General features: G+C 59.4%; 12 protein-coding genes. 3 read left to right on the top strand and 9 right to left on the bottom strand.

The window, feature by feature from the left end:
* Positions 1 to 850: 850 nt before the first annotated feature.
* Entirely contained in the window at positions 851 to 1,129 is a 279-nt protein-coding gene (locus tag N554_RS0133720) for a GlsB/YeaQ/YmgE family stress response membrane protein (protein WP_245283804.1), read from the bottom strand.
* Between N554_RS0133720 and N554_RS42570 the strand changes: the two genes are divergently transcribed.
* Positions 1,019 to 1,384 carry a hypothetical protein gene (locus tag N554_RS42570; protein WP_245283805.1) on the top strand — a complete coding sequence of 122 codons (366 nt, stop codon included), beginning with the start codon at positions 1,019 to 1,021 and terminating at the stop codon, positions 1,382 to 1,384. The two genes, N554_RS0133720 and N554_RS42570, sit on opposite strands and share 111 nt — an antisense overlap.
* 9 nt (positions 1,385 to 1,393) lie before the next feature.
* Here the strand turns inward: N554_RS42570 and N554_RS0133715 are convergent, their stop codons facing one another.
* Positions 1,394 to 1,705, bottom strand: a complete 312-nt coding sequence (locus N554_RS0133715; RefSeq protein WP_029587476.1) for a hypothetical protein — start codon at positions 1,703 to 1,705, stop codon at positions 1,394 to 1,396.
* A gap of 169 nt (positions 1,706 to 1,874) precedes the next feature.
* Between N554_RS0133715 and N554_RS39340 the strand changes: the two genes are divergently transcribed.
* The gene (locus N554_RS39340; protein WP_081851546.1) at positions 1,875 to 2,120 is read left to right on the top strand and encodes a hypothetical protein; all 246 of its coding nucleotides are present in this window, start codon (positions 1,875 to 1,877) and stop codon (positions 2,118 to 2,120) included.
* A gap of 458 nt (positions 2,121 to 2,578) precedes the next feature.
* Here the strand turns inward: N554_RS39340 and N554_RS0133705 are convergent, their stop codons facing one another.
* Together N554_RS0133705 and N554_RS0133700 are read right to left on the bottom strand one after the other, a co-directional pair.
* Positions 2,579 to 3,364 (bottom strand): sensor histidine kinase, encoded by a 786-nt coding sequence (locus tag N554_RS0133705; RefSeq protein ID WP_029587474.1) that lies wholly within the window; start codon positions 3,362 to 3,364, stop codon positions 2,579 to 2,581.
* A gap of 105 nt (positions 3,365 to 3,469) precedes the next feature.
* Complete coding sequence (locus N554_RS0133700) at positions 3,470 to 3,856, bottom strand: response regulator (RefSeq protein WP_029587473.1); 387 nt, start codon at positions 3,854 to 3,856, stop codon at positions 3,470 to 3,472.
* Positions 3,857 to 4,792: 936 nt separating this feature from the next.
* On the opposite strand from N554_RS0133700, the gene N554_RS0133695 reads away from it, so the two are divergent.
* Entirely contained in the window at positions 4,793 to 6,235 is a 1,443-nt protein-coding gene (locus tag N554_RS0133695) for an FAD-binding oxidoreductase (RefSeq protein WP_029587472.1), read from the top strand.
* Positions 6,236 to 6,532: 297 nt separating this feature from the next.
* On the opposite strand, the gene N554_RS0133690 is transcribed toward N554_RS0133695, so the two are convergent.
* The 5 genes from N554_RS0133690 to N554_RS0133670 all read right to left on the bottom strand — a co-directional run bounded on the left by N554_RS0133690 (position 6,533) and on the right by N554_RS0133670 (position 13,242).
* Positions 6,533 to 7,105, bottom strand: coding sequence for a c-type cytochrome (locus tag N554_RS0133690; RefSeq protein ID WP_029587471.1), 573 nt, complete (start codon positions 7,103 to 7,105; stop codon positions 6,533 to 6,535).
* Entirely contained in the window at positions 7,092 to 8,372 is a 1,281-nt protein-coding gene (soxC, locus tag N554_RS0133685; protein ID WP_029587470.1) for a sulfite dehydrogenase, read from the bottom strand. Before soxC ends, N554_RS0133690 begins: the two co-directional genes overlap by 14 nt.
* Positions 8,373 to 8,738: 366 nt before the next feature.
* Positions 8,739 to 10,859, bottom strand: coding sequence for a methyl-accepting chemotaxis protein (locus tag N554_RS0133680; RefSeq protein ID WP_245283799.1), 2,121 nt, complete (start codon positions 10,857 to 10,859; stop codon positions 8,739 to 8,741).
* A 4-nt stretch (positions 10,860 to 10,863) separates the two neighbouring features.
* Positions 10,864 to 12,030, bottom strand: coding sequence for an aliphatic sulfonate ABC transporter substrate-binding protein (locus N554_RS0133675; protein ID WP_245283798.1), 1,167 nt, complete (start codon positions 12,028 to 12,030; stop codon positions 10,864 to 10,866).
* 261 nt (positions 12,031 to 12,291) lie between these two features.
* Positions 12,292 to 13,242: a polyphosphate kinase 2 family protein gene (locus tag N554_RS0133670; RefSeq protein WP_029587467.1), complete on the bottom strand. Its 951-nt coding sequence runs from the start codon at positions 13,240 to 13,242 to the stop codon at positions 12,292 to 12,294.
* Positions 13,243 to 13,403: the final 161 nt, after the last annotated feature.

Here is a 13,403-nt window from a genome sequence, read left to right as displayed (position 1 = left end):
GCAGCCCGTGTGCAATGGTAGTAAGCACACGGTAGTCACCGCAGGTCACCGGAACACCCGGCATTCCCGCACGCAATGGTTTTAACGGCTTATATCGTGCTCTCCCCGGCGACGAATTCGTCTTGTCACCGTCATCGGCGGATATGGTTTGTCAAAGCCCGGTCGGGCCGACGCGCCTCCGCAAATTTAGCACCAGCAACGGGTGCCAGGACCACACGCTTTAGCCGTCCGCAACAATCGCCGTTCGTCTGCGTGGCGGTCGATCGCTCACAGTCACCTGCCCTGCGATTCCGTTTCACGCCCGACGCTGCCGCGTCCACCGCATCCCATCCCGCGTCCGTGACGATCGCGATACGCCCCTCTGTGTGGGACGGGATGGCGGAGTTCTAGATCCGATTTGGGTCAGGTGAAAACCAGAATCTTTTTGCAAAAGGGGCTGGACAGCCAAATCGGTGATTTGCCCGTCGGGCAAATCACGCCTTCACTGATGGTCCTGCAAGAGGCGCATACTCATAATCTCGCCCGGTGCGAAGTCTGTCATGCGGCGCATTTCGGACTCAACGGGAACATGGGTGTAGGTCCGAGAAGCGCCAATTTCGGAAGTCGCCAGCCTTGCGGAATCGCGCCTGCTCGTCGAGTTTCAAATAGCCAGCGTCTGTGAGAAAAATAGGAAGGTCCGTGGTCGCTATTGCGTGGATCGAACGCGGGTTCGTCTTGGACTTTTTAAACAGTGCCGGTCAATAACCAGCATAACACAATGGGGACGAATTGCCGAAAACGGACAAGTTGTTTCCACAGTCAACGCGGCATCTATGTCAAACGATCGAGTCGCAGCGCGGATCGACGCCTACTATGGCCGCCGGGGGTTTGTTTGCTGTGCGTGGGTGCGGCGCCGACCCCAACCGCCGCGCCACCTGCTTCCCCATCCGCCACCACCTCGAAAGAGTCGCACGACGAAGAGTAGCAATATCGCACCGATGGTAGCGTTGACGATCGCACTGATCACTCCAGTACCGAGATGGATGCCCAACTGAGGCAACAACCAACTTCCGATAAAGGCGCCCAAAATCCCGATAATGACGTCGCCAATGATCCCAAAACCGGTCCCGCGCACGATTTGACCCGCCAACCAACCTGCAACGAGACCCACAAACAATATGACCAACAGGCTTTCACTCGAGATATTCATTTTGCCACCTCGGCATTTTTGGTTCAGACGCAGCATTACAAGCTGATCTGCTGGTGTCTGTACAAATTGGATCAGTTTACTGCGGCCTCGCTTTTGGCGCTAAGCACGGCTGACGCAATCGGTCTACCGCCATTTGAGATTGCGCTTAGACCCCCAAAAAAAGCCGCGGACTCCTCCGCGGCCTTTTGCGTATGATCAATTTCCTCAGTAGCGGTTGGTCCCGATCCCGACGCTGATGCCGGGCGCGCGAATGCCGATACCGCCGCGGTCCTCGTAACGGCGACGTTCGATGTACCGCTCACGCGGCGCATAGTTGTATGAATTCCGTTCGCGATTGATGACACGGCGATGGCCGCGTTCGCGCCAGCAACGACCGTTCTCATTGCACACCATGCGGACCTTCTCGACGTCGCTGTCCGGCAATATGCTCAAGCCGTTCGAGAGCGGTGCGGCGTGGGCAAACGTGGCGAAGAGCGCACTTGCGCCGACCGCGAGAGAAATAACGAGCTTGTTCATTGTGTCCTCCAGGAACAGACCGTTCCGGAGAGCTAATAGAAGCGCTACCTAATGGTTCCCGGCCATTTCAAACAAAAGTTGAGCCTATGGAACGATAGCTAATAATAGTTGTTATCCTCGCGATCCCCGAATGAAAAAGGGGTTTACCTAACGCAAGGTCAGCAGCCCAATGCTCAAATCTCTCGTTGCGTTCGGCATATTCGTGTTTCTTGGAGCGACGGTGATAGCTTTGCCGGGCTTTGCCGCGCAAGTTGAAGTGAGAGAGATCGCGCTAGCCAAACAAGATCGGCTGGAGTTGAAGGCAGCCGCGAACTGTTCAGCACAGGTCTGGCCACACTTCGATGCATCATGTTTGCGAACCACAGGTTCAAACGCGAAAATTCTGGAAGCTCGTCTGGTAACCGCTCGCCGCTAAGCGAGGTCTCTTACTCCGCTAAACATTCAGTGTTTCATGATTTTCTCCACGCCCACTCGCGAGTGTCAGATAAGCCGCGTCCATTGCTCGGCGCTCTGCACGGAAATCGGCGAGAGGCTACGTATCAGTCTCGGCCAGCGGCAGGTCGACATACCGCCAAATTTGCTTCTGCTTGTAGAGCAATTGCGCAGTCAGCTGCCCAACGGAAAAGCATTTGAGCTCATGAAAGACTTTTCACACGCATCTTTCCCGCCTGACACAATCAAAATCATGACGACGGCCTTGGAGAGCGCTCTTTCCACGCTTCCTCATCCCGTTGGTTCGGCCCGGGTTCAGTTCGTGGCCGAAGCCATCCTTCGGTCTAGTAAAGAAGGCGAAAGAGACCCTGCGGTCCTTGCGCGAATGGCTTTGCTAGAATTGATTATTTCACCGCGGACTTGATTGATGTCCGATGAAGGCTACTCGTGCACTACCGCGGCTAAAGATGCCAAGGGCACGTCGAAAGCGTAGACGAAGCCGCTCGGCTCATACTTCAATTCGACATCGCCCTTTAATTGCCTGCCGAGCGTCTCTACCAGGCGCGTTCCGAAACTGCGCTTCTCGGGAGCCTGGACCGCGGGGCCGTTCTTCTCGGTCCATTCCAGATGCAGGCGCTGCGTGTTGGGATCGACCGTCCAGGTGATGTCGACGCGGCCGGCCGGCACCGACAATGCACCGAACTTCGTGGTGTTGGTGCAGAGTTCGTTGAGGGTCATCGCAATCGCGATCACGGCTCCCGACGTCATCCGGACGTCAGGTCCCGCAATCGTAAATTTCGGCACATCCGGATTGTCGAAAGCTTCGGTGGCGCCGCGAACGATCTTGCCGAGATCAGCGCTGGTCCATCGAGCCTGCAACAGAAGGTCGTGAGCCCGCCCCAGCGCCAGTAGCCGGCCCTCGATGGCGTGCTGCGCGTGTTCGGCGCCCGCCACATTGCGCAGGCTTTGGGAGGCAATGGCGCTGACTGTCGCCAAAGTATTCTTGATGCGGTGATGCAATTCTTCGAGAATCAGCTTCTGAAGTTTGTCTGCCGCCTCGCGCTCCCTGGCGTCAATGCCAGCTTGAGCTAGCAAGCCTTGGGCATCGATTTCCGCCTGAGCCAACAGCAGCCGAAGGCTGACATTCTCCGCCGCGAGAAACTCCTGGGGACGCGCTGCGCCGGCGCTCGAATGGCTCTGCTTGTGATGATGATCGACCTCAAACATCCCCGACTGTATCACCATAAGTCGGATGCCGCTCATTTCAATTGAGGCGCAATTGCCGCGGCAATAGGGGCGATTATCGCCGTTTCGGCCTGCTAATGCCCGGCGTCAGACGTGGCGGATCATGTTCTGTATCTGGGCTATCATGGCCTGGCCCTCAAGCGGCTTGCCAAAAAAGCGGCTGTTGGCGGGAATATCGACGCTCGTCGGCTTGAGCTGGCCGGAAACCAGGATGATCTTGATCGGTGGCCAACGCTCGTGCACGGAGCGGGCAAGTCCCAATCCGTCCATGCTGCCGGGCATCTGGATGTCGGTGAATAGCAACGCGATGTCGGATCTGGATTCCAAGATTGCAACAGCCTGGTCAGCATCCATCGCCTCGACCGAGGTATAACCGGCGTCTTCCACCATATCGACGGCGCGCATGCGAAGCAGCATGTCGTCCTCGACGACGAGAACGACTGCAGGCACAGGCGAATGATCAAGGGCTATCATGGCGGGCCGCTTTCAAAGGTGCGCGAAAGAAATCAGCCCGTACCATACCTCAGAATGGCTGCGAACACCGAGATAAGCATCTCATTGCCCATTTGATCCCAATTACCTTAACAATAGTCGAAGGCCGCGCCCGATGCTGCCAGTCTGTTGGGAGTCGACTCCACCGCCAGAAGAAACGGCCCCAGCGCGGGCGCGAGTTAGGCCATCAGCTCGTAAAAGAGAAATTAGCACTTAGATAACGCGTTAGACGATCTATCAAGCATGCAGGGGGCGTGTCAGCGAGGTTGACCTAATGAGTGCCATATATCCATTGAGCGTCCAACGCCGCTTTCAACGGCAGTGGGTTGAACGCATTAATTCGCTAAGACGAATCCGCGGCCAAATTGTTGTTGCGACCGAGAGAACGTTGCAACGCGCATTCCACAATAACGGTTCGCTGATTCCAGTCCCAGTAAGAGCGATCGCGGACCGGCGACAACTTGATCGTCTCGGCCACAATGATTGATTTTCCAAATCATAGTCGTTCATATAACTCAACGCGGCGTGCCGTGCGGTTTACCGACTCTCTGTCACCGATGGTTGCCGATGGCGGGCGGTGATGGAACTATCATGCCGCGACACATTGCGAGTTACTGGTCAATTTTTCTCACATTCAAAATCAATAAACTAGGACGACGCCGGATGCAGGACACGCGTTACGGGGCCTGAGCCGCACCCAACCAAGGCATGCTAATCGAACGCTGGAGGGCGGTATCGCGCCCGCCGGCACTTCGCATTCGTGTCCATTTCGGGACCTTCCAGCCGACGGCAAGCCGTACACGGCCCAATGACGAAATTCGGCACCATAACGAAAACCCGCTGACAGTTGCTGACTTGCGCGGTGCATGGGGCAAGCGCAGAATGCCGGTCGTGGGGGCGCTCTCGGAGGAGGGAACCATGAACGACATGAGCCTCACGAATCTGCAAGAAGGAAAGACGACGGTAAGCGCCGCGGCGATCGAGGCGCTGGCGGGGCAACAGCGTGGCAGCGTGCTGGATGCGAGCGATGCGTCTTATGACGAAGCGCGCGCAATCTGGAACGCGATGATCGACCGCAGGCCCGGTCTGATCGTGCAATGCGCCGGGGCCGCCGACGTTGTCAATGCGGTACGATTCGCACGCGATAACAACTTGCTCGTCTCGGTGCGTGGTGGCGGGCACAACATTGCCGGCAACGCAGTCTGTGACGGCGGTCTGATGATTGATCTGTCGTCCATGAAAGCGTTGCGGGTGGACGCCGCAGCGAAACAGGCGTGGGTCGAGCCAGGGGCGACGCTGGCCGATGTCGACAGGGAAACCCAATCTTTCGGACTGGCGCTGCCGACAGGGATCAACTCCACGACCGGCATTGCCGGACTGACGCTTGGCGGCGGGTTCGGCTGGATCACGCGCAAGTTCGGCCTGACGATAGACAACCTTCTTTCCGCAGACGTCGTGACGGCGAACGGCGAGCTGGTGCGCGCAAGCCCGACGGAAAACCCCGACCTGTTCTGGGCGCTGCGGGGTGGCGGCGGGAATTTCGGCGTCGTCACATCTTTCGAGTTTAAGCTTCACGAACTCGGTCCACAGGTCATCTCGGGACTTGTCGTGCATCCGTTCGACGATGCCCAAACCGTTCTCGAGCAATACCGGCAAGCTCTCGAAACGGCGCCCGACGAGCTTACCTGCTGGGCAGTAATGCGACAGGCGCCGCCGCTGCCGTTCCTTCCGGAGCAATGGCATGGCAAGGAGGTCCTGGTTCTCGCCATGTGCTACTGCGGCGATCTCGAGGCAGGCGAGAAGGCGACAGCCAAGCTGCGCGCGATTGGCAAGCCGATCGCCGACGTTGTCGGCCCCAATCCTTTTACCGGCTGGCAGCAGGCGTTCGATCCCTTGCTCACTCCCGGCGCCCGCAACTACTGGAAGAGCCTTGATTTCATAGAATTCTCCGACGCGACGATTGGAATCCTGACCGATGCGGTTCGTGAACTGCCCGGACCGGAATGCGAGATATTCGTCGGTCATGTCGGCGGCGCCGCCGGCCGTGTCGCCGTTGATGCAACCGCCTTCCCGCAGCGAAACTCACATTTCGTCATGAATGTTCACGCACGCTGGCGCGAACCGCAGATGGACCGGGCATGTATCGGCTGGGCGCGTAATCTCTTCGAGGCAGCCAAGCCTTATGCCGCCGGAACGGCCTACATCAACTTCATGCCCGAGGACGAGGTCGACCGCGTCGAAGCAGCCTATGGCAGCAACTATCAGCGGCTTGCCGAGGTCAAGCGGCGTTACGATCCGCAGAACCTGTTCCGCATGAACCAGAATGTGAGGCCCGCGGAAGGATTAGGGGTGGCGGCATGAACCAGCCCAGATGATCCTTCTGTCGGCCAAGAAAGATGGACGCGCACGTCGTGCGGGAAAACCAATACGCGCGGAATTCCCGCGCGACGGGCGGGTCTGGGTAGATTGTAACGCCAGAACCCGAAAGGTGAACCACCAAGCCAAGCGGTGGCGGCCTGATCCCCCGCCGCCAGTTATTTAGGGCGCGGGTGTATATCGCTGCGTACTAACAAGTCCACGCCGTGCATTGAATTTCAGACGAGCCTTGATGCGGACGCAACGCAAGCCGTTGCGTCCGCATCGAGCGACGAGAAACTGTCACCGGTAAAGCGAAAGCTCCGGCCGGGCGTCTGGAATGAAGCCGTCGTGATTGGGCATCACCACCTTCGGCAGGGTCTTCGCATCCATCACATCGGTCGGCTTGATGACCTTGGCCTCCGACAGGATATAGGCGACGACGGCATAGATCTCGTCATCCTTCAGCGATCCCGGCGCGCTAAACGGCATGGAGCGCTTCACATAGTCGAACAGCGTCGTCGCATAGGGCCAGTAGCTTTCCACGGTCTTGACCGGCGTCTTGGTCGCCAGCGAGCCGCGACCGCCCAGCAGACGATCGCCGCCGATTCCCGCTGTCGGATTGCCCTGCAGCTTGTCGCCATGACAGGCAGCGCAACTTTCGGCGAAAACCTTCGCACCGGCCGCGGCGTTACCGCTGCCCGGCGGCAATCCGCGTCCATCCGGCGGGATCGAAAAATACCCCGCCAGATCCTGCGGCGTCACGGCAGTGCCGAAGCCGAAATGCGCCGGCGCGCCCTGAGCAAAGGCGGCCGACGACATCAGAACCGAAACGAGAAGGGTGGCAGACTTCAACAGGTTCTTACGCGTGAACATTGGCGACATCCCCGGCTTCGTTGACTGCCCAGCTTTGAATGGCATTGAGGTGGTAGACCGATCCGAACGGACCGTTGGATCCGCGAATAGCGATCAGCTGCTTCAACGTTGGCTGCACATAGCCGGTCTCATCGGTGCAGCGGCTTTGCAGCACCGCCGGCTTACCGTCCCAGACCCAGGGAAAAGAAAAGCGCAGGGTGCAGATTGGCTCGGGCGACGAGCCGAGTTGCGCGGGATACCAGCTCTTGCCGCCATCGACGGACACGTCGACCGACTGCACGCGGCCGCGCCCGGTCCATGCAAATCCCTGAATGTTATAGAAGCCCGGACGTGGCAGCTTCATGTCACCGGATGGGAAGGTGATGACGGACTTGGCATCCATCTCCATGCTGAACTGACGGGCTTTGCCGTCAGCAAGAAGATCGGTGTATTTCGAGGTCTCCTCGCGCGTCATGAACGGCTTGTCGCTGATCTCGAGACGCCGCAGCCATTTGATATGCGTGTTGCCCTCATAGCCTGGCAGCAGAAGCCGCAACGGATAACCCTGTTCGGGCCGCAGCGCCTCGCCGTTCTGCCCATAGGCGACCAGCGCATCCTTGAGCATCTTTTCCATCGGCACGCTGCGCGTCATCACCGCGGCATCGGCCCCCTCGGCCAATACCCAGGCGGAGCCCTCCTTCAGGCCAAGCTCGCGCGCAAGCGTGGAGAATTGCACGCCGGTCCATTCCGATGTGCTGATCAGGCCATGCGTGCCCTGCACGGTTTTCAGCGTCGGCTTATTCCACTCGGTCAATCCGTTGCCTGAGCATTCGATGAAATGCTTGCGGGTGACGGATGGAAAACGCTTGAGGTCGTCGATCGAGAATTTCTCTGGCGTGTCGACCATTCCGTGAACGATCAGACTGTGCTTTGCAGGATCGATCGTCGGGATGCCGCCGTGATGCCGCTCGAAATGCAGGCCTGATGGCGTGAGGTTGCCGAGCATTTTGTCGAGCGGTGTCATGCTCCAGGACGTAAGATCGTTGGGCGTCGGATAGCGCCACCGCACCTCCGTCTCGAATTGCGAGCGCGAACCGTAGCCGCCGTCGGCGAGAACTGCGCGACCCTGCTCCTTGGTCGGATCCGCCGGCACGTCGAAATGAAAGGCGCCGGCCGGCGCCTTTTTGTCGGCTGCCTGGGCAAGGGCGGATGAGCCCGCGACGCCGGCAACCGAGGCCGCGGCAAACAGGAATTTGCGACGATCGGTCACGCTGGCCTGAGGAAACATGCCCTCCTTGCAGTCGCAGTCCTGATCCAGATCCTGATCCTGGGCTTTGCGCTGCGCGATGTGTCGCGCTTCCGCCAAAACCATCTCATCGGCTAACCGCTGGGCTTTTTCGTCGTAGACGGCCGGATGTTGCTGCCGCATTGTTCGCTCCCCCTAAGGAATTGAATGACTTCATGACTGCGCTCACGTGCTGACACACCTGTCAGGACGAAAGGCGCCCTCTCGCTTTGGCGCTGTTACGATGATTTGCTGTTACGATCATTTTGCGTGTTGATCGCCGAGGTTGACTACCGATTTTGTCCGAAGCTTGCCGCGCATGATTCAAACGCGACTGGCATGAATGGTTGCCAGTCGCCATCATTATCGTCAAGCGGCCCGTACCGTCGCAAGGAAGTTCTGCACTTCGAGCTTCAGCCGGTTGCTTTCAATGGAAAGCGACTGAGCGGAAGACAGCACCTGGGAGGATGCCGATCCGGTCTCGCTGGAGCCGCGCTGCACATCGACGATATTCGACGCCACCTGCGTGGTCCCTTCCGCCGCCCGCTGCACGTTGCGGGAAATTTCCTGGGTCGCCGCCCCCTGCTCCTCGATGGCGGATGCGATCGTAGATGAAATCTCCGACATGCGTCCGATGGTGATGCCGATCTCCTTGATCGAGACCACCGATTCGTTGGTCGCGCTCTGGATGCCGCTGATCTGCTGACTGATCTCGCCGGTTGCCTTCGCGGTCTGCTCGGCCAGCGCCTTCACCTCGGAAGCCACCACGGCGAAACCGCGGCCGGCGTCGCCCGCGCGCGCCGCCTCGATCGTGGCATTGAGGGCCAGCAGGTTGGTCTGCCCGGCGATGGTGTTGATCAGTTCGACAACATCCCCAATCCGGCTCGCCGCCTTCGACAATTCGCTGACGCGATCGTTGGTTTTCCGCGCCTGCTCCACCGCTCCGCTTGCGATACGGGCAGATTCTTGCACCTGACGGCTGATTTCGTTGACCGACGAAGCCATCTCTTCGGTTGCCGATGCGACCGACTGGACGTTGGCCGAGGCTTCTTCCGATGCCGACGCGACGACGTTCGACAGAGTTTCGGTCCGGTCGGCGGTCGATGTCATCGTATTCGCCGAAGCTTCCAGCTCGGATGCCGCCGAGGAGACGGTGTGGATGATCTTGCCGACCGCGCCCTCGAACTCGTCGGCGAGTTTTTGCATGTCCGCCTTGCGACGTGCCGCGGCTCGCTGCTCCGAGGTCTGCTGCTCCCGTTGCAGGGATTGGATCTCCAGCCCGTTGGCGCGGAAGGTCTCGAGGGCATTGGCCATGCGCCCGATTTCGTCCGAACTCGATGGCGGCCCGGCCGTTTCCAGATCGCCGTCCGCAATCCGCCGCATGCTGCCTTCGAGTCCAACCAGCCGCCGTCCGATATTCCGCTCGACATACAGCCAGCCGATCAGACCGGCGAGCAGCAGCCCGGCCAGGGCCGTGCCTTGCAGGAAATGACGGCTCTGGACGATGGTCTCGCTTGCCGAGGACGAGGCCTCAGCAACCTGCGCCTTGGCGACCTTCACGTTGGCGCTGACGGCGTCGTTCAAGCCGGCCGAGGCCGTTCGGCTCTCTTCGATGACCGAGACCCGGGCCGCATCGGCAGCCAGGCCGGTTCGCCGAAGCGCGGTCCAATTCTCCTTGGCCAATTTGTCAAGCGCTTCGACAAACGGTTCCAGCACATTCCGGCTTTCCGCGTCCAGATCATCGAGCGCAATCGCCATGGCGTCGATCTCGCGCGCGATCGTCTGCTGAATGGGTTTGAGGGCCGCATCGTCCGGCGCCACGGTGGTTTGCACGAACGCCGTCTGAAGACGGGCGCTCGATTGACCGATATTGGCCAGTGCGATCGAAACATATCCCAGCGCCTTCATCGAGGTGGCGGCCTCCGAGCGGGCCTCTGCCGTCGTTGAAGGCGACGCCATCTCGCCGATCAATCCGACGGTTTTGTTGCCGCGCTCGATGACCAGCGGTCGCAAGGCGCCGGTCAGCTTGGAATTGAGCTCCGCAGCCTTTTCCGGCAACTCGGCCAGCTTGGACCTCGCCGCCAGCGACTGGCCCACCACGGTATCGGCCCGGGTGAGAGCCTTGCTGAGATCAGCCAGTCGCGACTCGATCGCGGAGGCCGCTTCCTTGTCCAGCGTGCCGCCACGCAACGTCTGCAATTCGCCGCTGGCACCGGACAACGATTCGCCAACCGCAGAGGCCCGGGTTTTTCGCTCGGCGTCCGATGGGGAGTCCAACAGCTGATAGCCGTAGCTCACCAGGAGATCGACACGCCTGGCAAGCGACAAGGACCCCTCGATCTGAGGCAGCTTGGCGCGAGCGATATCATTGATCGCGCCATCCATCTGGTCGAATGCGATCCAGGCCACGCCCGCCGAGACGATGGGGAGCAGTCCAATGGTCGCGAACGCGGCGCAAAGCCGTTCCCGAACGCCGAACTTGGCTTTCATCGGTCTAGGCCTTGGTAGGTGCGAAGGAGCGGTCGATCATGCCCGTAACCACTTTTTCGATATCGACCGTTTGGGGGATAATCCCGCTTTTCTTGAGCACGTCACCGGCCGCCGTGATCGTGCGCTGTTGCGCGGTACCAATCACCGAGTTGCGCAGGTCGGTTCGCTCCAACTGCCGCGAGGCAACGGCCTCGTCGATCTTTGCGGCCGCGACCAGCGCCGCGCGCAGCTCGCCCGGATGCTCGACCGCGTACAGCCTGGCCTGATCGTAGATCTTCAGCACACGCTTGACCAACTCGGGCTGGGCCGCCGCAAAGGCTTCGCGGACATTGAGGATTCCGTAGGTGTTCAGGACCGGATCGCGGAACAGCAGTCGGGATTTGGCAACCAGTTCGCTCTGCGCCATGATAGGGTCGAGGCCTGCCCAGGCGTCGACTTCGCCTTTTTCCAGAGCGGCCCGGCCTTCCGCGTGGGGCAACGGCTTCAGCACGATGTACTTGTCGGTCAAGCCGACGCTTTCCAGCGCGCGCAGCAAGAAGATGTGCGGATCCGTACCGGGGGTGGCGGCGACCTTTTTGCCCTTGAGGTCAGCGAGGCCCGTCAGCGGCGATGCCGCACCGACCACCAGCGCGGTCCATTCCGGACGTGAGAACACGTAAATCGACTTGAGAGGATTGCCGTTAGCGCGTCCGATGAGAGCGGCAGCACCTGCGGTCGATCCGAAATCCGTTTTATCGTTCTTCAACAAGTCGAGGGCGACGTTGCTGCCTGCGCTCTGAACCCATTCGACATTGATGCCGTCGCCAGCCAGTTCTTTCTCCATGAAACCGTTGTTTTTGAGGATCAAACTGACCGGATTATAAGTCGCAAAGTCCATCCGGATGGTTTTGACGGGCTCAGCCCGGAGCCTGCCTGTCAGAACGGTGAAGGCAGTGAGCGTGGTAGCCCCGGCGAGAAACGAGCGCTTCGTGATGGACATGCTTTTTTCTTTCGTGCTGTAAAGATGATGAACGTTTTTGCTGGCATTAAGCGATTTCAGACGCCGCAGCGGGTTGCGGCGCAGGCTTATCGACGGATTTGGAGGGGCGGTCGCAGGACACCAGAGGGGCGCTGAACGGGATTTGCTTCGAAGACGCCCCTTTTTGGTTATATCGCGGACTTCAACCCGCAAGATTTGGCCAAACGTGCCTCGTTATCAACCGACATTATGCGACGCAACCTTAAGCTTCGGTTACTGAAATTGGAGCGACCGTGGGAGCCTATCCACAAGATCGCTGAGCGGCGCCAGATATCGTGAGTACGGATACGAGGCAGGAATCCGCATCGAGGCAGCGCGGGTCACATTGCTTGCCCCAATTCATGAATCCCGCCCGCCTTCTGCAGCCGACGATGGTCGTGATCGAGGATGTCGGTCTCATTGCGCCGATCGCCGCTATTTCTTCGCCGCGTTTCCCGCCGTCACCTTCTTCGCTCCGCCCTCGCCCTCCGCCAGCAGCGCCTTGCGCACCTGCTTGAACTCCTGCAGCGAGGCGCCATCGACTTCCGGGAATTTCAGGTCGAGCTTTTCGAGCGCGCTGACGATGGTGGAGCCGATCACCACCCGCGCGAACCATTTGTGATCGGCCGGCACCACGTGCCATGGCGCTGCCGCCGTCGAGGTATGTCTGACGACCTCTTGATACGCTGCCTGGTATTTCCCCCACAGCGCGCGCTCGGCGATATCCGCCATCGAAAATTTCCAGTTCTTCGCAGGCTCGTTCAACCGGTCGAGAAACCGCTGGCGCTGCTCCTCTTTCGAGGTGTTGAGAAAGAACTTCAGGATTACGGTGCCGTTGCGCGCGAGGTAGCGCTCAAAACTGGAAATGTCCTCGAACCGTTCGCGCCAGATGTTTTTGGTCACCAGCTGAGGCGGGATCTTCTCCTTGGCAAGGATTTCCGGATGAACCCGCACCACCAGGCATTCTTCATAGTAGGAACGGTTGAAGATGCCAATACGGCCACGCTGCGGCAGCGCAATCGCGCTGCGCCACAAGAAATCATGATCGAGTTCGAGCGTCGACGGCTGCTTGAACGAATGCACCTCACAGCCCTGCGGATTGACGCCGGCGAATATGCTCTTGATGGCGCTGTCCTTGCCCGCCGCGTCCATGCCCTGAAGGATCAGCAGCACCGACCAGCGATCCTGCGCGTAGAGTTTTTCCTGAAAATCGCTTAAGCGTTTGCGATTGGCGTCGAGGATCTCTTCAGCCGTGTTCTTGTCGAGACCGCCCTTCTCATTGGTCTTGTGCGACTTGAGATGGAATTCGCCCGATCCGTCAAAGCGGAACGGCGCGATGAAGGGCTTCAGCTCGGCAGCAAGCGATTGCGAGGATTTTTTGCTCATACCTTCAGAAGTTCCGGTTAGCCAGTTTAGCTGACGGTACAGGGCCCACGTGGCCTGCGCCAGACCAGAACCTTTTCCATTTCTATCGAATCGAAACGGGGCTCTAGTTCTTGATTTGACGCGCTTTCTTGACGCGACCCGGTCTCCACTTCGCTTGAAAA

Origin of the sequence: Bradyrhizobium sp. URHD0069, from assembly GCF_000701345.1 — a bacterium.
Lineage (GTDB): Bacteria > Pseudomonadota > Alphaproteobacteria > Rhizobiales > Xanthobacteraceae > Bradyrhizobium.
The sequence above is the reverse complement of the archived record's forward strand: the minus strand, read 5'-3'. Positions and strand labels throughout refer to the sequence as shown.